Origin of the sequence: Nakamurella panacisegetis (genome assembly GCF_900104535.1) — a bacterium.
Classification (GTDB): domain Bacteria; phylum Actinomycetota; class Actinomycetes; order Mycobacteriales; family Nakamurellaceae; genus Nakamurella; species Nakamurella panacisegetis.
This window is the reverse complement of record NZ_LT629710.1, coordinates 2,251,718-2,270,556: the sequence shown is the minus strand read 5'-3', so window position 1 is coordinate 2,270,556 and position 18,839 is coordinate 2,251,718. Positions and strand designations below refer to the sequence as shown.

At 69.5% G+C, this 18,839-nt stretch carries 21 protein-coding genes; 5 read left to right on the top strand and 16 right to left on the bottom strand.

The window, feature by feature from the left end; genetic code table 11:
• Nucleotides 1-13: 13 nt before the first annotated feature.
• Together BLS97_RS09930 and BLS97_RS09925 are read left to right on the top strand one after the other, a co-directional pair.
• The gene (locus tag BLS97_RS09930) at nucleotides 14-1,477 is read left to right on the top strand and encodes an ATP-binding protein (protein ID WP_090475832.1); all 1,464 of its coding nucleotides are present in this window, start codon (nucleotides 14-16) and stop codon (nucleotides 1,475-1,477) included.
• Nucleotides 1,474-1,824, top strand: coding sequence for a UBP-type zinc finger domain-containing protein (locus tag BLS97_RS09925; RefSeq protein ID WP_090475831.1), 351 nt, complete (start codon nucleotides 1,474-1,476; stop codon nucleotides 1,822-1,824). The genes BLS97_RS09930 and BLS97_RS09925 overlap by 4 nt, the downstream gene beginning before the upstream one ends.
• Here BLS97_RS09925 and BLS97_RS09920 read toward each other — a convergent pair.
• Both BLS97_RS09920 and BLS97_RS09915 read right to left on the bottom strand, forming a co-directional pair.
• Nucleotides 1,817-3,181 (bottom strand): CoA transferase, encoded by a 1,365-nt coding sequence (locus BLS97_RS09920; protein ID WP_090475830.1) that lies wholly within the window; start codon nucleotides 3,179-3,181, stop codon nucleotides 1,817-1,819. The two genes, BLS97_RS09925 and BLS97_RS09920, sit on opposite strands and share 8 nt — an antisense overlap.
• A gap of 89 nt (nucleotides 3,182-3,270) precedes the next feature.
• Nucleotides 3,271-3,702: a hypothetical protein gene (locus tag BLS97_RS09915; protein WP_197676501.1), complete on the bottom strand. Its 432-nt coding sequence runs from the start codon at nucleotides 3,700-3,702 to the stop codon at nucleotides 3,271-3,273.
• A gap of 216 nt (nucleotides 3,703-3,918) precedes the next feature.
• Between BLS97_RS09915 and BLS97_RS24195 the strand changes: the two genes are divergently transcribed.
• The gene (locus BLS97_RS24195; protein ID WP_090475829.1) at nucleotides 3,919-5,769 is read left to right on the top strand and encodes an acyl-CoA dehydrogenase; all 1,851 of its coding nucleotides are present in this window, start codon (nucleotides 3,919-3,921) and stop codon (nucleotides 5,767-5,769) included.
• Nucleotides 5,770-5,778: 9 nt separating this feature from the next.
• Here BLS97_RS24195 and BLS97_RS09905 read toward each other — a convergent pair whose 3' ends face one another.
• Together BLS97_RS09905 and BLS97_RS09900 are read right to left on the bottom strand one after the other, a co-directional pair.
• The gene (locus tag BLS97_RS09905; protein WP_090475828.1) at nucleotides 5,779-6,516 is read right to left on the bottom strand and encodes a class I SAM-dependent methyltransferase; all 738 of its coding nucleotides are present in this window, start codon (nucleotides 6,514-6,516) and stop codon (nucleotides 5,779-5,781) included.
• A gap of 3 nt (nucleotides 6,517-6,519) precedes the next feature.
• Complete coding sequence (locus BLS97_RS09900) at nucleotides 6,520-7,914, bottom strand: bifunctional lysylphosphatidylglycerol flippase/synthetase MprF (RefSeq protein WP_090475827.1); 1,395 nt, start codon at nucleotides 7,912-7,914, stop codon at nucleotides 6,520-6,522.
• A 121-nt stretch (nucleotides 7,915-8,035) separates the two neighbouring features.
• Here BLS97_RS09900 and BLS97_RS09895 point away from each other — a divergent pair, with 121 nt between their 5' ends.
• Nucleotides 8,036-8,761: a uracil-DNA glycosylase gene (locus BLS97_RS09895; protein WP_090475826.1), complete on the top strand. Its 726-nt coding sequence runs from the start codon at nucleotides 8,036-8,038 to the stop codon at nucleotides 8,759-8,761.
• Nucleotides 8,762-8,813: 52 nt separating this feature from the next.
• On the opposite strand, the gene BLS97_RS09890 is transcribed toward BLS97_RS09895, so the two are convergent.
• From BLS97_RS09890 to BLS97_RS09850, 9 genes are all read right to left on the bottom strand, one after another.
• Complete coding sequence (locus BLS97_RS09890) at nucleotides 8,814-9,260, bottom strand: hypothetical protein (protein WP_172832255.1); 447 nt, start codon at nucleotides 9,258-9,260, stop codon at nucleotides 8,814-8,816.
• The gene (locus BLS97_RS09885) at nucleotides 9,257-10,090 is read right to left on the bottom strand and encodes a heavy metal-binding domain-containing protein (protein WP_172832254.1); all 834 of its coding nucleotides are present in this window, start codon (nucleotides 10,088-10,090) and stop codon (nucleotides 9,257-9,259) included. Before BLS97_RS09885 ends, BLS97_RS09890 begins: the two co-directional genes overlap by 4 nt.
• Before the next feature lie 65 nt (nucleotides 10,091-10,155).
• Complete coding sequence (locus BLS97_RS09880) at nucleotides 10,156-11,019, bottom strand: heavy metal-binding domain-containing protein (RefSeq protein WP_090475825.1); 864 nt, start codon at nucleotides 11,017-11,019, stop codon at nucleotides 10,156-10,158.
• Nucleotides 11,020-11,089: 70 nt separating this feature from the next.
• On the bottom strand, nucleotides 11,090-12,430 hold the full coding sequence (locus tag BLS97_RS09875; protein ID WP_090481832.1) for a VWA domain-containing protein: 1,341 nt from the start codon (nucleotides 12,428-12,430) through the stop codon (nucleotides 11,090-11,092).
• Between the two features lie 50 nt (nucleotides 12,431-12,480).
• The gene (locus BLS97_RS09870; RefSeq protein ID WP_090475824.1) at nucleotides 12,481-12,750 is read right to left on the bottom strand and encodes a hypothetical protein; all 270 of its coding nucleotides are present in this window, start codon (nucleotides 12,748-12,750) and stop codon (nucleotides 12,481-12,483) included.
• Entirely contained in the window at nucleotides 12,747-13,595 is an 849-nt protein-coding gene (locus tag BLS97_RS24190) for a TerD family protein (RefSeq protein ID WP_090475823.1), read from the bottom strand. The genes BLS97_RS09870 and BLS97_RS24190 overlap by 4 nt, the downstream gene beginning before the upstream one ends.
• A 69-nt stretch (nucleotides 13,596-13,664) precedes the next feature.
• Nucleotides 13,665-15,074: a Si-specific NAD(P)(+) transhydrogenase gene (gene sthA, locus BLS97_RS09860; protein WP_090475822.1), complete on the bottom strand. Its 1,410-nt coding sequence runs from the start codon at nucleotides 15,072-15,074 to the stop codon at nucleotides 13,665-13,667.
• Nucleotides 15,075-15,246: 172 nt separating this feature from the next.
• Nucleotides 15,247-15,999 carry a class I SAM-dependent methyltransferase gene (locus tag BLS97_RS09855; protein WP_090475821.1) on the bottom strand — a complete coding sequence of 251 codons (753 nt, stop codon included), beginning with the start codon at nucleotides 15,997-15,999 and terminating at the stop codon, nucleotides 15,247-15,249.
• Entirely contained in the window at nucleotides 15,996-16,289 is a 294-nt protein-coding gene (locus tag BLS97_RS09850; protein WP_090475820.1) for a GroES family chaperonin, read from the bottom strand. Before BLS97_RS09850 ends, BLS97_RS09855 begins: the two co-directional genes overlap by 4 nt.
• 111 nt (nucleotides 16,290-16,400) lie before the next feature.
• Between BLS97_RS09850 and BLS97_RS09845 the strand changes: the two genes are divergently transcribed.
• On the top strand, nucleotides 16,401-16,991 hold the full coding sequence (locus BLS97_RS09845) for a GNAT family N-acetyltransferase (protein ID WP_090475819.1): 591 nt from the start codon (nucleotides 16,401-16,403) through the stop codon (nucleotides 16,989-16,991).
• On the opposite strand, the gene BLS97_RS09840 is transcribed toward BLS97_RS09845, so the two are convergent.
• The 3 genes from BLS97_RS09840 to BLS97_RS23230 all read right to left on the bottom strand — a co-directional run bounded on the left by BLS97_RS09840 (nucleotide 16,988) and on the right by BLS97_RS23230 (nucleotide 18,697).
• Nucleotides 16,988-17,446 carry a hypothetical protein gene (locus BLS97_RS09840; RefSeq protein WP_090475818.1) on the bottom strand — a complete coding sequence of 153 codons (459 nt, stop codon included), beginning with the start codon at nucleotides 17,444-17,446 and terminating at the stop codon, nucleotides 16,988-16,990. The two genes, BLS97_RS09845 and BLS97_RS09840, sit on opposite strands and share 4 nt — an antisense overlap.
• A gap of 53 nt (nucleotides 17,447-17,499) precedes the next feature.
• Nucleotides 17,500-18,264, bottom strand: coding sequence for a trans-aconitate 2-methyltransferase (locus BLS97_RS09835; RefSeq protein ID WP_090481829.1), 765 nt, complete (start codon nucleotides 18,262-18,264; stop codon nucleotides 17,500-17,502).
• Nucleotides 18,265-18,550: 286 nt separating this feature from the next.
• Nucleotides 18,551-18,697, bottom strand: coding sequence for a hypothetical protein (locus tag BLS97_RS23230; RefSeq protein ID WP_172832253.1), 147 nt, complete (start codon nucleotides 18,695-18,697; stop codon nucleotides 18,551-18,553).
• Between the last annotated feature and the right edge of the window lie 142 nt (nucleotides 18,698-18,839).

The window sequence follows — 18,839 nt, the reverse complement described above, 5'->3', positions numbered from 1 at the left end:
GCATGGAGACACGATGACCATCAAGACCGACCCGATTCCCTGCGACATCGACGAGCTCAGGACGCTCTTCCTGTTCGAGAAGCTGAACGACGAGCAGCTCGACTGGATCTGCCGTCACGGCCACACCATCCACGCCGAGCCGGGGGACGTCTACGCCGAGGGCGAGCCGGCCACCTGTTTCTACGTGCTCCTGTCCGGAACGCTGGTGATGTCGAAGCTGATCGGCGGCGAACAGGTCGAGATCACCCGGTCGTCCCAGGTCGGTGCGTACACGGGAGCCTGGCAGGCCTACATGGGCGATCGGGTCCCGCAGGTCTACAACACCTCGATGCGGGTCGTCGTGCCCAGCCGTCTGCTGGTGATCGACGCGGCGGACCTGGCGACCATCATGCAGGAGTGGTTCCCGATGGCCGTGCACCTGCTCGAAGGCATGTTCATCGGGCAGCAGAACATGAAGCAGACCACCGACCAGCGGGAACGCCTGCTGGCGCTGGGCAGTCTGTCGGCCGGGTTGACGCACGAACTGAACAATCCGGCGGCGGCGGCCGTTCGGGCCACGTCGTCGCTGCGCGACCGGGTCGCGCACATGCGTCAGAAGCTCGGGGCCATCTCCGCCGGTTCCTGGGACCGGGCCACCCTGAGCCAGCTGATCGGGCTGCAGGAAAAGGCGGTGCAGCAGGTGGCCAAGGCGCCGGCCCTGACCCCGCTGGAGGCGTCCGACCGCGAGGACGCGCTCAGCGACTGGTTCGAGGACCACGGGATCCGGAACGGCTGGGAGCTGGCCCCCACCTACGTGCAGGCCGGGCTGACCTCGGACTGGCTGGACGGGGTCGATGCGGTGGTCGGACCGGATGTGCTCGAAGGTGCCGTCCGGTGGATCAACTACACGGTCGAGACCGAACTGCTGATGAACGAGATCGAGGACTCGGTCACCCGGATCTCGACCCTGGTGCAGTCGGCCAAGCAGTACTCCCAGCTGGATCGAGCACCGTTCCAGGTGGTGGACGTGCACGAACTGCTCGACGCGACCCTGCTGATGCTGAGCGCGAAGATCGGCAAACAGGTCACCGTGGTGAAGGACTACGACCGGACGTTGCCCCACGTCGCCGCGTACGCCTCGGAGCTGAACCAGGTGTGGACCAACACCATCGACAACGCGATCCAGGCGATGGCCGGGGTGGGCACGCTGACGATCCGCACGGCCCGGGACCGCGACTGGCTGCTGGTCGAGATCGGCGATACCGGTCCCGGCATCCCGGACGACATCAAGAACCGCATCTTCGAACCGTTCTTCACCACCAAACCGGTCGGCCAGGGCACCGGCCTCGGTCTGGACATCTCCTGGAGAATCGTGGTCAAGAAGCACCACGGCGATCTCAAGGTGGTCTCGCAACCCGGCGACACCCGCTTCCAGATCCGACTTCCGCTGACCCCGCCGGAGAACGCGGCCCCCACCGAACAGGAGACCACCTCATGACGGAGTCCGTCCCCGGCATCAACCCGGACGTCGCCCCCAGCGGCGCTGGATGTGTGGAGTGCGACGCGACCGGCGGCTGGTGGTTCCATCTGCGGCGGTGCGCCGACTGCGGGCACGTCGGCTGCTGCGACAGCTCACCCTCGCAGCACGCCTCGGCCCACGCCGCCACGGCCGACCATCCGTGGATCCAGAGTTTCGAGCCGGGCGAGGACTGGTTCTACAGCTACGCCACCGAGGAGATGTACAACGGTCCGGAGTTGGCTCCGCCGACCGCTCACCCGGCCGACCAGCCGACGCCCGGTCCGGCCGGTCGCGTCCCGGCCGACTGGATGCGGCACCTCAACTGAGCCACTCCGGCGGAGCCGAACCCAGAGGCGCCGCCGGCACGGACCACGACATCCGGGCCGGGCCGACCGCGAGCGGCCCGGCGAGGCGCTCGCCGGGACCCCAGAACGTCTGCTCCGGCGTCCGAACCGGTGTCAGCTCCTCGACCGGGCCCTGCTCCGGGTGGGCCTTGAAATCTTGCAGGAACATGGCGGTGCGGGCCAGTGACACCCTGCTCACGCTGCCCAGTCCGGTCCGGCGACGCTCGCACATGGCCCGCAACGCCGCCGTCGCCGCGAGATAGCCGGTGGCGTGGTCGAGGGCCTGCACCGGCAACGGCGTCGGAACCGAATCCGGAGCACCATCCGGCGGGAACGCGATGCCGCTGCTCATCTGGACCAGCGAGTCGAACCCGCGCCGATTACGCCAGGGCCCGGACCAGCCGTAGGCGTCCAGCATGACCTCGACCAGACCCGGCCGAGCACCGTGCAGTTCCCGCTCGCCCAGTCCGAGGTGGTCCATCGCCCCGGGCCGATAGCCGTGGATCAGCACGTCGGCCTCGGCCAGCAAGGCCAGCAGCACGTCCCGATCCACCCGCAGATCCATTCGTGCGCAACGCTTTCCGATCGTCATCTCGGCCTCGAGCGCCGGCTCCTCCCGGTCGGGAGGGTCGATGCGCAGCACCTGTGCCCCGAACCCGGCCAGGAACCGGGTGGCCGTCGGGCCGGCCAGCACGCGGGTCAGGTCGAGCACCTTGAGGCCGTCGAGGGGACGCGTCGCCGGACCGGTCTCCGGGATGACGGCCGCGATGTCGGTGAACACCCGCGACGAGAGCAGGTCGTGGGCGACGGCCATGCCCTGGTGATGATTGCGCCATTGCTCCGGACTGCGCAGCTGGGCCGCACAGCCCCCGGCCTGCACCACGGCGCGTTCGAGTTCCCGGGCGCCCCATCCGCGGACGACCTGCGCGACGTGGTCCCGGGCGGCGGGCCGCCGCGCCGGATCGGCAACGCCGATGACGGCCAGCGCGACCTGACGGTGCCGGGGGTCGTTGGTGTGCAGCCTGACCCAGCCGTCGGCGCATCGGTAGTCGCCGGCCACCGAGTCCCACGGGTCGGGCAGGGACCAGCCGTCCGGACGGAACGACATGCCGAACCAGCCCGCGGCCAGCGCCCGGTCGACGACGACCTGGGCCCCGGGGTTCGCGAACTCGGACAGGGCCAACCCGGCGGCCCCGATGGTCGCCGCGGCGAGATCGGCCACCGGGTACCGCGAGCCGATCCCCCGGGCCCCGTCGAACTGCACCCGCTCGGTGAGATCGGCCGTCCCGCCGACGGCGGACCACACATGGTCGAGCAGCGTCCGATCGATCCAGCTCATGCCCCGATGGTGCCACCGCGGGCAGATCAGGCGGCTCGGCCGGGGGCGATATTCGCCCCGACAACCTTCAGTCACCCGTGACCGATGGCTCAGGTCTCCGGATGCAGTTGGCGGCGGATCTCCTCGAGCTTGGCCCGCCCGGCCTGTTCGCGGGCGGCGCGCTGCTGCTCGGCGGTGATCGCCGCCTGCTGCTCCGCCGCCGCCCGGGCGGCGGCCTCACGTTCGGCCTCCGCGGCGGCCAGCTCGGCACTCCCGGCGGCGGTGGCCAGCCGGCCCTGGATCTTGTCCCGTACGTAGTCCAGGCTCGGCACTCCGGCTTCGGAGTAGTCCGGCGCCGGCATCGACGGATACGGCGACAGCGACGGGATCTCGACGATCTCCGCGTCGACGACGTCCTCGTCGTCGTCCAACGGCGGTGGGGCGTCGGCCAGCGCGGCCGTGGAGACGATCTCAGCATCCAGTGGCGGAGCAACGGCTCCGGACTGGTCTTGGTCACGGTCGGGGCCGGGTGCCTGGTCCATGACGTCTCCTCTCCTGCGGGGAACGAGGATCCAAACCCTACCGGCGGCGCGCCGACGCGGCCGTCATCGCGGCCGGCGACCGATCACGGCCGTCCGACCTTGCCTAAGTTACCGACCAGTAATAACCTGGGCCTACTCGCCGGTAACATCGCTCTCCGATCGAGCCCGGCCAGGCCGTCCGACCCGTGCCAAACCATCGCCGCAGGGAGATTCATCGTGAGTCACTACCGTTCCAACCTCCGTGACCTGGAGTTCAACCTCTTCGAGGTACTCGGTGCCGGCGACCGCATGGGCCGTGCCCCGTTCGCCGAGATGGACGCCGAGACCGCACAGGGTGTGCTGACCGAGTTGGAGAAGGTGGCCGCCGGGCCGCTGGCCGCTTCGTTCGTCGACGCCGATCGTCATCCGCCGGTCTACCATCCCGAAACGTTCTCGGTGACGATGCCCGAGTCGTTCAAGAAGTCCTTCGCCACGGCGATGGAGGGCGACTGGTGGCGTCTGGAACTGCCGACCCACCTCGGCGGCTACGGGGCCCCGCCATCGCTGCGCTGGGCCGCCGCCGAACTGATCCTCGGGTCCAACCCGGCCATCCAGATGTACAGCTCGGGCCCGAACACGGCCAAGCTGATCCACGAGCTCGGCACGCCCGAGCAGAAGAAGATGGCCGAGACCATGATCGAGAAGCTCTGGGCCTCGACCATGGTGCTGACCGAGCCGGATGCCGGCAGTGACGTCGGCGCCGGCAAGACGAAGGCCATCCGTCAGGAAGACGGCAGCTGGCACCTCGAGGGCGTCAAGCGATTCATCACCTCGGCCGAGCACGACATGAGCGAGAACATCGTCCATCTGGTGCTGGCCCGCCCGGAGGGTCCCGGCGTCGAGACCCGGCCCGGCACCAAGGGCCTGAGCCTGTTCATCGTGCCGAAATTCCTCTTCGACGCCGAGACCGGCGAGCTCGGCGAACGCAACGGCGCCTTCGTCACCGGGCTCGAGCACAAGATGGGGTTGAAGGTCTCCACCACCTGCGAACTCAGCTTCGGCCTCAACGGCACCCCGGCCGTCGGATACCTGGTCGGCGAGGTGCACGACGGCATCGCCCAGATGTTCCACGTCATCGAGTACGCCCGGATGATGGTCGGCACCAAGGCCATCGCCACCCTGTCCACCGGCTACCTCAACGCACTCGACTACGCCAAGATCCGCGTGCAGGGCGCCGATCTGCTGCGGTCCGGCGACAAGACCGCCCCCCGCGTGACGATCATCCACCATCCCGACGTCCGCCGGATCCTGATGCGGCAGAAGGCCTATGCCGAAGGCCTGCGGGCCACCTACCTGTACACGGCCGGCTGGCAGGACCGCATCGAGGCCAAGGACGTCTCCCAGACGGTCGATCTCAAGCTGGCCAAGCGGGTGAACGATCTACTGCTGCCCATCGTCAAGGGGGTCGGCTCGGAGCGGGCGTACGAGAACCTGGCCCTGTCGCTGCAGGTATTCGGCGGCTCGGGGTACACCCAGGACTACCCCATCGAGCAGTACATCCGCGACGCCAAGATCGACACCCTCTACGAAGGAACCACGGCGATCCAGGCCCAGGACTTCTTCTTCCGCAAGATCGTCAAGGACAACGGCGCCGCCCTCTCGGTGGTCGCCGCGGAGATCGGTGAATTCCTGGCCGCGCAGAGCACCGAGGGCAGCCGCCACAAGGAGGAACTCGCCCTGCTGCACACCGCACTGACCGAGTTCCAGGCGATGGTGGGTTCCCTCGTCGGGTTCGCCCTGGCCGCGGCCCAGGATCCGAAGAGCCTGTACAAGATCGGCGAACACGCGGTGTCCTTGCTGATGAGCGCCGGCGACCTGCTCATCGGATATCTGCTGCTGCGCCAGGCCGTGGTCGCGCAGCACGCCCTGGACAACGGCGCCTCGGCCAAGGACGTCGACTTCTACAACGGCAAACTGGCTGTTGCCCACTGGTTCTCGCGCAACATGCTGCCCGAGATCACGGCCCGCCGGGCCATCCTGGAAGCCGCCGACACCTCGCTCATGGAGATCCCGGAAGCGGCGTTCTGACCTCGGCGCTCAGGTCCGTTCGGCGACGAAGATGAGTTCCGGTGCGGTATCGGTCACCGCTTCGCGGGTCCAATCGCCGAACACCTGACGAACCGCGAAGCCGGCGTCGGCCAGGCTGGTACGCACCTGCGCCGACGTCCGGAACCGCAGGGTGCTGGGGCTCAGGACGACCCGGCCGTCGGCGGTGAAGACCGTGTGTCCGGTGAACGAGACGAAGTCCGGGCGCACGTCGGTGATCTCGACCCAGGTCTCGAACGCCTCGGGGCCGTCATGGGCGCGGTGGCTGTCCGTCCGGTTCCAGGCCCTCCAGCCGCGAGCCGACGGATTCCTGGTCTCGAAGGCCAGAACGCCGCCGGGGCGCAGCGCCCGGGCGCAGTCGGCCAGCACGGTGCGCCACTGCTCGTCGGTGAGGAAGACCTGCGCCGCGTGGCCGGTCATCACCACCAGATCGGCCGTGGCCGCCGGCAGGGCCGACGAATCCCCGTCCAACCAGCGGACCTGATCGGCACCCGGACGCCGTCGGGCCACGTCCAGCATGGCCGGCGCCGGGTCGACTCCGGTGACCGTCGCGCCCTGCGCGGCCAGCTCGACGGCCAGGGCACCGGTGCCGCAGGCCAGGTCGATGATGTGGCGAGCGTTCAACTCCCGGGCGAGGGCAAGGTAGAAGTCGAAGTCCTGACGGGCTGCGTTCGCGGTGTCGTAGATCGCGGCGACCCGTGGATCGACGTAGTGCTGGTCAAGATGCACGGCTCAGCCTCGACGGCGCCGGTGCGGCCCGAATTCCAGACTCAGCATGGCGGCCAGCGACGGGATGAACGCCCGGCGCTTGAACAGCACGTAGCGGTGCTGGCCGAGCCCGTGGAACTTGCGCAGGAAGGTGTACAGCGACTCCAACTCGAGCAGGCCGTCGCCCAGATGGACCAGGCGGTAGAGAGCCTGGCGGACGCGACCCCGGGCGGCGTCGTCGAACAGTTCGGGGAACGCCGCGAACGACAGCGACAGGTGCACGGCACCGCGTTGCCGCGCCCAGGCGACCATGTCGACCGCCATGCGCTCGTCGGTGCCGTTCGGCGCGTCGGGCCGGCGGCAGGGCACGTCCAGCGACACCTCCCGGCCGCCGTCGGCCGTGCCGTACCGCTGGAACCCGGCCACCGCCCCCTTGCGGTCCCGGGCGATCACCAGCCACAGGCCAGGGATCTCACCAGTGAGGAGCCGGTCGAGGATCATCGAGAAACCGCGCCGCTGATCTCCGCGGTCCACCGCGTCGGCCACGGCCAGCAACTCGCGCCGCAGCGGCTCGTCGATGTCGGCCTCGGCCAGCACCTCGGTGGTGACCCCGGCATTGTGCGAACGGTTCACCGCCTGCCGCAGGTTGCGGAACTGCCGGCCGTTGAGATGGAAATTCTGCACGTCCAGGACGACCTCGCGGCCGAACGCGACGGAGCGCAGACCCGGGCCGCCGCCGCTCCGGTCGGCCCACAGATCGCGGCAGCGCTCGCCCGCACCGAGCACGGCCACGCGCCAGCCGTTGCCGCGGCAGAAGGCGGTGAACTCCCCGATCAGCGAGGCGAAAGCGGACGTGTCGCCGACCGGATCGCCGCCGACCACGGCGATACCGAAGCGGGTGCGGTACCCGACGGCCGCCGTACCGGCCGCATTGAGGAAGTAGCTCTTGCGCGAGTGCAGGACGAACGGAGCCAACGGGTCGTCCGGTGTCTCGTCCACCAGCGGGATGATGAAATGCAGCATCGCCGGGTCGGGCCGGCTGGGGGCCGGCAGGACCAGGGCGAAGCCGACCAGTACGGTGGCGACGAAGCCGATCAGGCCGAAGTGGGTGGCGTCGGCCGCGATGGCCACGACCAGGCCGACGGCGGCCAGACCGACGTGGCGGGCGGTGAACGGCCGCCGCAACCGGATGCCCCGGCCCAGCAGGATCAGGGCGGCCACCGACGCGAAGATCCAGGCCCGTTCGACGTGCCGCTCGGTGAGACGATGGGAGTACACGGTGATCAGCGCAGCGATGACCAGCACTGCAACGGCGGCGGCGTCACCGGTCCAGACCCACCTCCGGCCACCGGCGTCGCTTGCGTCCCGGCTGGGCAGCACCTGCTGCGCAACCGGTTCGATGTGCTCGAGGTCGGTCACTCATCGCTCCACAGTTGTCATACTCGTTTCACATATATCACTCAGAGAACAACACTGACACCCGTTTGCCGTATTTCCGCCTTCCCCGGGAACGTCGGCCTTCTCACGTAAGGGGTGGCTGATGACGTCGGAGCCGGATCCGGGTGCGCCCGCCGCACTGGCCCGGCTGGACCGGGCCGTGGCGGAGTGCCGGGCGTGCCCCCGGCTCGTCGCGTGGCGGGAGCAGATCGCGGCGCAGAAGCGTGCGGCATTCCGCGACGAGGTGTACTGGGGGAGGCCGGTTCCCGGATTCGGGCCGGCCGACGCGTGGCTGGCCGTGGTCGGGTTGGCGCCGGCCGCGCACGGCGGGAACCGCACGGGCCGGATGTTCACCGGGGACCGCAGCGGCGACGTCCTGTTCGCGGCGTTGTTCCGGGCCGGACTGGCGTCGCAGCCGCATTCGGTGTCCATCGGTGACGGATTGACGTTGACCGGGGTCCGGATCACCGCACCGGTGCACTGCGCACCCCCGGACAACAAGCCCACTCCGCAGGAACGGGACACCTGCGCGCCGTTCTTGGCCGCGGAGTTGCGGATTCTCGCCCGGACCGTCCGGGTCGCGCTCGTGCTCGGGGCCTTCGGTTGGCAATCGCTGCTCGCCGCATTGGGATCGATGGGCTGGCGGGTCCCGCGACCACGGCCGAAGTTCGGGCACGGGGCGGAGGTCGAGCTGACGAGCCCGGACGGAGCACCCCTGACTGTCCTTGGCTGCTACCACGTGAGCCAGCAGAACACTTTCACCGGTCGCCTCACCCCCGCCATGCTCGACGCCGTGCTGGCGCGCGCCGCCGCGCTACGCTCGCCCTGACGCCGCTCGCACCGGTCCGGGCAGCGGCGGCGGCCCGACGGAGGCCGAGCCCTCACATACCGAGCAGTGCCGCCAGTGCCTGACGGGCCGCCGCGTTCTGGGCGGCCTGGGCGCTGAGCTCAGCGGCGAACTGACGGACCCACTCGTCGATGCCGATCTCCTTCCGCGAGATCACCACACCCCCGACCACCTTGCGGACCTGGGCCTGCACGGCGCCGTGCCGACCTTCGGCCAGGTCCAGTTCGCGGTCGGTCCCGCGCACGGTCAGCCTGACCGGCCGGCCGGGGCGGCCGGCCATCCGGTCGCCCATCGAACGCTCGTACTGGACCTCGACCACACCTCGCGGGAGGGCCTCGCCCAAGGCACCGGTCAGGACCCGCGCGAACGACGCGACGTCGTTCCGGTCGTTGTGCAGCATCGCGGCCAGCAGCTGCACGTCCCCCAGCGGACCGAGGCCGCTGGACTGCGCGGATCCGAACTCGCCGTCGCCGGAAGTCATCGATCGGCCAGAGGCAGCATCAACTGCGGCGTCGGGATCGAGTGGTCGGCCCGCAGCGGCCGTACGGCCGTGCCGACGGCGAAGAACTCCGTGGTGTGACCGCCCCATCGGTGGGGCAGGGACAGCAGGTTGACCCCCACGATGCCCTCGGCCTGCAACGCCTCGCCCTCGGCCTGCATCCGGCTCATCGCCAGCTCCCGGGCGTCGTACAGCGCCTCGGTGAACTGCGGGATCTCCACGTTCTGGCCGATGTTGGAGAACATCTGCCCGAACCGCTGATGGGCGATGTGATAGACGCAGGTGCCCATCACCATGCCGAGCGGTGCGTACCCGGCCTGCAGCAGGGTCCAGAAATCCTGACCCGACAGGTCCGACGTGAACGGCTTCCCGGTGTTCGGCTTCCAGCCGAAACCATCGGGGGCCGTCGCGGTGTCGGCCTTGACGGCCGTTCCGACGGCGGTGAATTCGGCGAGGTCGGAGCCGAACTCCTTGAACTCGATCTCCAGGCGGACGGCGACCACGCCGTCCGCGCCGAGCACGTCGGCCTCGGCCTCCATCCGGGTCATCGCCAGTTCCCGCGCGTGGTACATGGCACCGGACAGGGTGCCCAGCTCCTGGTTCTGGCTCCAGCGCCCGGCCTGGAAGCCGACGTGATAGATGCTGGAGCCGAAGACCAACCCCAGCGGCCGGAACCCGGCCTCGCGGACCAGCAGGAATTCGTTGACCGACAGGTCGGACGTGAACATCGCGGTGGGCTGGCCGGGGCGCATGGAGGCCAGCCGGCGCAGAGCGTCCTGCGGGATTCCGAGAGCGTCGTGCTCGATGGTCATCAATGGTCCTTCGGTGGGGTCATGACAAGGGGTCGGGTCATCGTGGATCGGTCATCGGAGATCGGTCATCGCAGGGGAAGGAACGAAAGGGAGGTCGGCCGGGGTTTCACGCCGGGGCGGGCGAAGGCGACGATGCCGGTACCGAACATCCGGGCCTCGGCCAAGTGGTCCCGGTGCCCGTCCGACGGTTCCTGCTCCCAGACCCGCATGCTCGATCCGGTGATCAGCACACCCTCGGCCGCCTTGGCCGCCGCGTGTGCGGTGACCTTCTGCCGAGCCTGGTGCCGGACCAGGTTCGTCAGCTCGGTGAACCCGGATACCTCCGTGTTCACCCAGCTCCGGGATTGGGCGTAGGTCTGCCAGTCGTCGTGCCGGACGGCCAGGGCGATGCCGTAGACGATGGACGTCGGAATCCACCCGTTGCGCATCAGCTTGCACACATCGGCCCCGGACAGGTCGGTGAGGAACGGCGTCGCGAGGACCTTGGGAACGGCGTCCGCCCCGGATCGCTCCTGTCCCAATCGGACCGCGCTGCCCAGCGCGACGAACTCGTGATTGTCGTTGCCCAGGTGGGTCACCGTGATCCGCACGTCCATGACGCCGTCCGCACCCAGCATCGTCGCCTCGGTCGCGAGTCGCTGCAGCGCCGTGTCGTAGCCATGACGGACCGAGTCGACGTACGGGGCGTAGCTGCCGAAGGTCGTGACCCGGGCCTGCCGATAGTTGTTGCCCCAGTAGCCGCATCCGGCCCAACCCTGCCATCCGAGGTGTTGGACGATGCAGCCCATCACCTCACCGACCGGATTGAGGCCGACCGAACGAGCACTGGCAGCACTCGGCACGGACAGCAGGGAAGTGCGCACACCGGAGGCGCGGGCCCGGGCAATGCGGTCCAGCGCCACCTGCGGAAGTCCCGCGTTCACCGTCATGCGTCCCGCCTTCCGCTCCAGGGCAACGCCAAGCTACACCTGACCCCTGGGAGTCTCCCCAGATCGGTTACTAGCGCAAAATACCGGCCGCTCGGGCCGAACGGAGCCAGTCGGGAAATTCGTGCAGCAAGCGGCGGTACAGCTCTCCGTCGTCGATTCGATCGATGTCCGTGACGGGGAAGAAGCCGACGTTGTCCACCGTCCGCCCGGTCATCTCGTCCAACTTGGTCAGCACCCCGAAGTTGTTGTTCCCGATGCCGACGAACTGCCAGAAGGCAGGCAGACCCGACGCCTTCTTGATGAGGTTGGTGATTTCCTTCTTCTTGGTGAACCCGCCGTCGGTGAAGAACAGCACCAGAGTCGGACCCTGTTGTCCGGCCAGGGAATTGATGATTTCGTTCATGATCGGAATCTCGTCGTTGTATCCGCCGATGTCCCGGTAGTTGATGCCCTGATGGACGCCGCTCATGTGAATGAAATCGGCCATCCAGCGTTCCAGGTATTCGACCCGGATGTCCGGCAGTTTCGCGAATTTGACCGCGTAGAGATAGCACTCGAGGGATCCGTCGTCATCGAGCTGGATCGCCACCGGCACCATGCGCTCGATGACCCGGTGCACGATTCCGGCCGCGTATTCGTCCGCCATGGAGCCGGTCTTGTCCAACACCAGGACGATCCGCGCCCGCTCATTCTGCGCGCCCTTGGTCATCAGGACCTTGGCCACCTCACGCTTGCGCAGGTCCAGCTTCTCGCGTTTGACGAGGGACAAGCCGGCCTCGCCGGGAACGGATCGGACACCGTCGGCCTGTGGGGCGACCGCTGGCGGGGCTTGGACGGCCGGGGCCGGCGGGACCGCCTGCGGTGCGGGCGGAGTCGCAACCGGCGCAGTCGGAACGGGCGGGGCCGGGGTCGGCTCGTCGTCGACGCTCACGCCGTGCTCCTTGGCCAGCCCGGAAAGACCCTCGGTCCAGCCCGCCGACACGTTCCGGACCTTCCAGGCACCGCCGCGGCGGTAGATCTCGACCAGCACGGCCGCTCGTTCGGTGGTCAGACCCGCGGCCGGCGCCGAGTGCTGGTCCGACGGCCCGCTGACGGTCACCCCGAGGCCGGCGATCCCGGCCAACGAACCCGGGACGGAATCGTCCAGCGACACGGCGACGGCCAGCTTGTCGATCCCGGCCGGCACGCCGGCCAACTCGATGGACAGCCGATCGGCGGCGGTCAACCGGACCGCCCCCTCGGGGGAGGCCGGTTGGTTGAAGAAGATGAAATCGGCGTCGCTGCGGACCTTTCCGGTGTCCGTCAGCTGGAAGACCATGAGGTCAACCGCGCCCTGGCGGGCGCCCGCGACGGCCACCTGAAGGCTGGTACCGGCGATGGGGGCATTGCCCCCGCGAGTCAGATCAGGCATACCCGCCACCCTGCCAGAGCGACGCCGCGGTTCGCGGGCGATCGGAGAAATCACTCCCCGGCCGGTCGCCGCCGTCGGCCGCGCATCCGGTTCCGCTGTTCGGCCAGGATGCGGTCGAGGGCCTCCCGACCCTGAGGTTCTGGATCGGGCCCGGACGCTCGGCCGGAGGGTTCGGCGACCTTCCCCGGGTCGGGCTCCGGGACAACCGCTCGGTGGGCCGTGCGGCGACCACGCTGATCGCCGGTGAGCGCGCCCGGGTCGGCCGGTCGGTCGGCCAGTGCGTCGAGCCATCGGGCCAGCCGCTTGGCCAGCGACGTCATCGGCGCAGGTCTCCCCCGGGTGCAGTCCATCCCCCCGGGGTCGGCGGGGAGAACGGCGGCGGCGGCGGGAGACTGCCGCCGGGGGGCGGGAACCCGCCGGGCATCGGGTAGGTCGACCCGGGCGGCTGGGCATTGATCGTTGCCGCGACCGCAGCGGGTTGCCGCTCGCCGGACGGCGGCGGCGGATAGGCGGGCGCCGAAGGCGGGGTCGGATAGGCGGGAGGCGGGGTCGGGGCCGGGGCCGGGGCCGGATAGGCGGGAGCCGGAGGCGGGGTCGGTTGCGGCGGGTAGCCGGCCGCCGGCGACGGGGAGACCACGCTCGGCAGCACCGGCGACGGCAGCGCCTCGGGCGCCGGCTCCTCGTCGACGCTCACGCCGTGCTCGCCGGCCAACGCCGACAGCCCGGCCGCCCACCCGGCCGAGACGTTACGGACCTTCCAACCACCGGCGCGGCGGTAGATCTCCACCAGCACGGCGGCCCGCTCGGTGGTGAGTCCGGAGGCCGGAGCCTGCGAACCACCGGTGACGGTGACGGCGAGTCCGGGGATCGACGCCAGCGACCCGGGCACCGAATCGTCCAGGGCGACCGCGACGGCCAGGGTCTCGACCCCCGCCGGCACCGCGTTCAGATCGGCGGTGACCCGATCCGCCGCGACCAGCCGGACGGCCCCCTCCGGCGATGCCGGCTGGTTGAAGAAGACGAAGTCGGCGTCGGTGCGGACCCGGTGGTCGGGGCCGAGTTGGAACACCATCAGATCGACCGATCCCTGTCGGGCACCGGACACCGCCACCTCGACCACACCGGCCGGCAGCGCCGCATTCGCCCCGCGCGAGAGAACCGTCATGCTTCCGAGCTAACCACGGACGCCGGCCCGGCGGCGTCAATTCGCTCGCCTCGTCCCGCCGTCGGGCGCCTAGAGCAGGGTGACCCGGGCGATGGCCCTCATCTTGTTCACCGCGTCCAGCGCCGCCACCTTGTACGACTCGGCCAGCGTCGGATAGTTGAAGACGGCGTCGACCAGGAAGTCGACGGTGCCCCCGCAGCCCATCACCATCTGGCCGATGTGGACCAGCTCCGTGGCGTTGGTGCCGAACACGTGGACGCCGAGCAGCTCACGCGACTCGGCGTGCACCAGCAACTTCAAGATGCCGTAGGAGTCGCCGAGGATGGCCCCCCGAGCCAGCTCCCGGTAGCGGGAGACGCCCACCTCGAACGGCACGTTCTCGCTGGTCAGCTGATTCTCGGTACGGCCGACGTAGGAGATCTCGGGGATCGAGTAGATGCCGATCGGCTGCAGGTCGCCCAGCTTGCCGCCGACCGACTCGCCGAACGCGTGATAGCTGGCCCGGCGACCCTGTTCCATGGACGTCGCAGCCAGCGCCGGGAAGCCGATGATGTCGCCGACGGCATAGATGTGGTCCACCGCGGTCTGGAAGTTCTCGTTGACCTCGAGCCGTCCGCGTTCGGCCGGTTCGATGCCGGCGGCCAGCACGTTGACCGTGTCCGAGGCTCCCTGACGCCCGGCCGAGTAGAGCACCGTGTCGGCCGGGATCTTCTTGCCCGACTCGAGAATGGTCAGCGTGCCGCCGGCGTGCCGCTCCACGGTGCGCACCGACTCGCCGAACCGGAAGGTGACCGCGAGGTCCCGGAGCTGGTACTTCAGCGCCTCGATGATCTCCTCGTCACAGAAGTCGAGCATCCCGGACCGCTTCTCGACCACGGTCACCTTGGTGCCCAGGGCGGCGAACATCGACGCGTACTCGATGCCGATCACCCCGGCCCCGACCACCACCATCGACGCCGGTACCCGGTTCATGTTCAGGATCTGGTCGGAATCCACGATGGTCTCGCCGTCGAACTCCACCGAACTCGGGCGGGCCGGGCGCGTTCCGACGGCGATGACGAACTTGTCGGCCGTCAGGTCCTGTTTGACGCCGTACTCGTTCTCCACCTCGACGGTGTGCGGGTCCACGAAGCGGGCCGTGCCCGGGATCAGCGCGACCCGGTTGCGGGAGAGCTGGTTGCGGATGACGTCGATCTCGCGGTTGATGACGTGCTGCGTCCGAGCCGAGAGGTCGGCCACCGTGATGTCGTCCTTGACGCGGTACGCCTGGCCGTAGAGCTCCCGTTGGTTGAGACCGGTCAGGTACAGCACGGCCTCGCGGAGTGTCTTGGAGGGGATGGTGCCGGTGTTGATGCAGACACCGCCGACCATGTTGCGGCGTTCGATGACGGCCGCCTTCCGGCCCAGCTTGGCCGCGGCGATCGCGGCCTTCTGGCCGGCCGGGCCGGATCCGATGACGATCAGGTCGAAGTGGTCCATGACGGCTCATTCCTGTCGGGCGGGAATTCGGTGCGGCGCGCCCAGGGCGGGTGGCGGCGCAGGTCAGATCCTTCGGCTCCGGTGCCGCTCGTCATCTTCGTCCATCGCCGCGGCGCCGGTGAAGCCGGGCTTGCGTGTCGCGGGGAAGCCGGGCCGACCCAGGCACACGAACTCAGACGAACACGCGGACGCACGACGCGACCTGATGGAACGGCAACTCCGACACCCCTCGACGATCGGCCTCGGCCTGAGCCACCGCCGCCATCTGACCCAGTCGGGCCTCCCGCTCGGCCTCCGGCATGACGGCGAAGACCGAGTGGGTGGCCAGGAGGGACTTCAGTGCGGCCGGGGTCATCATGTGTTGCCATGGGAAGAGCCGCGCCGCGAACGGCACTCCGGCCAAGCCCTGCTCGGCCCAGGGATTGGCCCCGTCGTCGGTCGCGTCGTCGGTGCCGACAACGTCCGGATGCAGCGCGGCCAGTTCGTCGAGCCAGGGTTCGCGCGGGCCGGCTTCGTTGCCGATGATGCCGAGCCAACCGCCCGGGCGCAGCACTCGCCGGACCTCGGCCACCGCCCTCTGGTGGTCGAACCAGTGCCACGCCTGACCGACCAGCACCGCGTCCACGCCGCCATCGGCCAGCGGCAACGCCTCGGCCGGAGCGTTCGCCAGCTGGACGTGCGGATGGTTCGCCCGAAGGACGTCCAGCATGTCCGGGTCGGGTTCCACCGCGACCACCTCCACTCCGAGCCGGACCAGCACTCCGGTCAGTTTCCCGGTGCCGGCCCCGACGTCGGCGACCAGACGGGCGTTGTCGGGGACCAGCCAGCGCACGGCCTCCTCCGGGTAGCTCGGGCGCCAGCGGTCGTAGTCGGCCGCGAAGGTGCCGAAGACCCGTGCGCGCCGGGGATCAACGGGCCCGCTCACAGGTACATCCCGCTGCCGCTGCCCGCGGCCTCGCTGGCCACCGCCTGCAGATCCCGTTCGCGCAGCACCAGGTAGGTCTCGCCGCCGATCTCCACCTCGAACTGATCGTCCGGGCTGAACAGCACGCTGTCACCGATCTTCACCGACCGGACGTGCTGCCCGATTCCCTGTACCTCGCCCCAGATCAGCCGCTTGGCGACCTCGGCGGTGGCCGGGATGACGATGCCGCCGCGTGACGTGCGCTCGCCGGCCGCGCCGGAGAGCTTGATCAGGATCTTGTCGTGCAGCATCTGGATCGAGCGAGGATGGTTGGGCACGGTCCGAGCCTAAGGCGTCGCGGCCGCGATCGGCCCGGCCTTCAGGACGCCGATCGTCCGGAACCGGGCCTACATTTCCTCGGCATGAGCACAACCGAGATGACGGTCGACGGTTATCGGATCGAGGCGCTCGGCCCGGGGACGTGGGATGCGTTCGCGGGCCTGGCCGAACGGCACAACGGGGTGTGGGGCGGGTGCTGGTGCACCTGGTTCCACCTCCACCCCGACCCGCCCGAGCGCCGGGAGCTCGGGCATCGCGAGTTCAAGCGGCAGCTGGTGCAACAGGACCGGACGCACGCGGCGCTGGTGTTCGACGGTGACGAGGCGATCGCCTGGGCCCAGTTCGGTTCGGTGGCCGAGCTGCCGAACATCCATCACCGCAAGGAGTGGGAACAGGGCGTCACCCAACCGCCCGACTACCGGATCACCTGCCTGTTCGTCGACCGCCGGTACCGCCGCCAGGGTATGGCCGCGATCGCGGTCCGCGGAGCCCTGGAGCTGATCGCGGCGGCCGGCGGCGGTCTGGTCGAGTCCTACCCGCACGACGTCCCGCCGGAGAAGAAGATGTCGGCGTCGTTCCTCTACAACGCCACCCGCAGCATGTACGAGCAGCTGGGCTTCACCTATCAGCGCCCCAAGGGCAAGGGCAACTGCGTGATGACGAAGACGGTCTAGGGTTCCAACCTGGTGTCCAGCGGCGGCGGCATCAGCCGCTCGTTGGCCGCGGCGATCCGGGCCAGCACACCGAGGGCGTAGGCGTCGGCCGCGGTCTCCGCCTCGATGTCCTCGTCGGGGCGGGGCGGCAACCGGACCGTCACGATGAACCCGGCCGATCCCTGTTCGCCGGCCCGGAGCGAGACGAAGGTCGGTCCCATCAGCTCACGGAGCTGGTCTTCCCGCGGCAACCAGAGGGCATCGTCCAGTCCGACCGAATCCAGCGCCCACTCGGTGGTGCCGTTGAATCCGAGCACCCGGGCGTCGGCCGGGCCCTGGGCCTCGATCGTCATGTCGGAGAGGGTGAAGACGTCGCTGACGAAGTTCTCGTTCACGATGCTGAACCGGTCCCCCATGGCCGGAATCCAGCGGACGCCGGCGTCGCGCAGGGCGACGGCGAGTTCACGGCTGATCACGGTGGCCTCCGATCGTCGATTCGACCAACTCTACTGATCGGGCGGGACACCGATCAGGGCTTGTGACCGACGGCGAAGATCCGGCGGAACGGGAACAGGGTGCCGCCGCGACGCCGCGGATACGCAGCACGTAGCCGGCTCGCGTACTCGGCTTCGAAGGCGGCGAACTTCTCCGAGGCCAGCGCCGCGCGCAGCGGCCCGAGCGCGGTGCCGCGGACCCACTCCAGCACCGCGTCCTCCCCGGGCAGGACGTGGACGTACTGCGTCTCCCAGGCATCGGCCGACCATCCGGCGTCCAGCAGCAGTTCCGCGTACCCAGTGGCGGTGTCGACCGACGGCAGAAGTCCGGGGGTGCCGGCCAGCTCGGCGGTCAGTCCCTGGTCGCGAACCACGTCGCGGATCAGGGTGTGGGAGGGCGCTTCGAAGTTGCCGGGCACCTGCCAGGCCAGCCAAGCGCCGGACGGCAGCGCCTCGGCCCAGTTCCGCAGGAGTTCCCGGTGGGTCGGTACCCAGTGCAGGGCGGCGTTGGTGATCACCACGTCGGTGTCGGGCCCGGGCTGCCAGGATGCGATGTCCCCGACGACGAAGGTGGCCCCGAAGTCGGCCGGCGCCTGGGCGATCATCTCCGGTGACGAGTCGATCCCCGTGACCGAGGCGCTGGGCCAGCGGTCGGCGAGAGTCACGGTCAGGTTGCCCGGACCGCAGCCGAGGTCGACCACGGTCCGGGGGTTCTCGGCTCGGACCCGGCCGGCCAGGTCGAAGAAGGGGCGGCCGCGATCGTCGGCGAAGCGCTGGTACTGATCAGGGTTCCAGGTAATCGTCACGCGGCCGATGGTAGGCCGGGGGGCACGACCGGCCGCCGAGCCGGGGCCCGCCGCGAAATCCGGTGGGACAGCAAAAGACCCCGGGGGCTGCCAGGTCGGGGGTCCGGCAGCAACCGGGGTCAAGTGTGATGTCGCTGAACGCGGCACGGGCGTTACAGGAAACTTCGGCTGAATTCCTGCGGGTGGACCACGCACTCGGCGGCGCTGCCGGATCCCGGCGGGGAGGAGAGCCCGCCGCGACCACTCCGGCCGGCCACAATGCGGCCGGCTGGGCGTCCGATCAGCGGGTGTAGCCCTGGCGCTGGGCCATCAGGATGATCTCGTCACGCATCGCAGGGGTGGCGGCGCGCTCGATGGCGCGACCGATCTCGCGACGGTTGCGGGAGATCTCGCGGTTGTTGCGGATGGCGTTCGTGATGCGGCTCATGATGTTCCGTCCTTACGGGTGTTGCAGTACTGCCGACGGCCTCTTCTTCGGTGCCACCGCCGGGCTTGCTGTCTCTGACACCTTGTATGACGTTCCGGCCCCCCTTTTCGTTACCCGATTCGCCGGTGAAGCGCGTCACACA

What these genes read in the sequence shown, in the direction of transcription:
- BLS97_RS09930 (WP_090475832.1), top strand. Translation starts at nt 14, where the DNA reads ATGACCATCAAGACCGACCCGATTCCCTGCGACATCGACGAGCTCAGG.
- BLS97_RS09925 (WP_090475831.1), top strand. Translation starts at nt 1,474, where the DNA reads ATGACGGAGTCCGTCCCCGGCATCAACCCGGACGTCGCCCCCAGCGGC.
- BLS97_RS09920 (WP_090475830.1), bottom strand. Translation starts at nt 3,181, where the DNA reads ATGAGCTGGATCGATCGGACGCTGCTCGACCATGTGTGGTCCGCCGTC.
- BLS97_RS09915 (WP_197676501.1), bottom strand. Translation starts at nt 3,702, where the DNA reads ATGGACCAGGCACCCGGCCCCGACCGTGACCAAGACCAGTCCGGAGCC.
- BLS97_RS09895 (WP_090475826.1), top strand. Translation starts at nt 8,036, where the DNA reads ATGACGTCGGAGCCGGATCCGGGTGCGCCCGCCGCACTGGCCCGGCTG.
- BLS97_RS09890 (WP_172832255.1), bottom strand. Translation starts at nt 9,260, where the DNA reads ATGACTTCCGGCGACGGCGAGTTCGGATCCGCGCAGTCCAGCGGCCTC.
- BLS97_RS09885 (WP_172832254.1), bottom strand. Translation starts at nt 10,090, where the DNA reads ATGACCATCGAGCACGACGCTCTCGGAATCCCGCAGGACGCTCTGCGC.
- BLS97_RS09880 (WP_090475825.1), bottom strand. Translation starts at nt 11,019, where the DNA reads ATGACGGTGAACGCGGGACTTCCGCAGGTGGCGCTGGACCGCATTGCC.
- BLS97_RS09875 (WP_090481832.1), bottom strand. Translation starts at nt 12,430, where the DNA reads ATGCCTGATCTGACTCGCGGGGGCAATGCCCCCATCGCCGGTACCAGC.
- BLS97_RS09870 (WP_090475824.1), bottom strand. Translation starts at nt 12,750, where the DNA reads ATGACGTCGCTGGCCAAGCGGCTGGCCCGATGGCTCGACGCACTGGCC.
- BLS97_RS24190 (WP_090475823.1), bottom strand. Translation starts at nt 13,595, where the DNA reads ATGACGGTTCTCTCGCGCGGGGCGAATGCGGCGCTGCCGGCCGGTGTG.
- sthA (WP_090475822.1), bottom strand. Translation starts at nt 15,074, where the DNA reads ATGGACCACTTCGACCTGATCGTCATCGGATCCGGCCCGGCCGGCCAG.
- BLS97_RS09850 (WP_090475820.1), bottom strand. Translation starts at nt 16,289, where the DNA reads ATGCTGCACGACAAGATCCTGATCAAGCTCTCCGGCGCGGCCGGCGAG.
- BLS97_RS09845 (WP_090475819.1), top strand. Translation starts at nt 16,401, where the DNA reads ATGAGCACAACCGAGATGACGGTCGACGGTTATCGGATCGAGGCGCTC.
- BLS97_RS23230 (WP_172832253.1), bottom strand. Translation starts at nt 18,697, where the DNA reads ATGAGCCGCATCACGAACGCCATCCGCAACAACCGCGAGATCTCCCGC.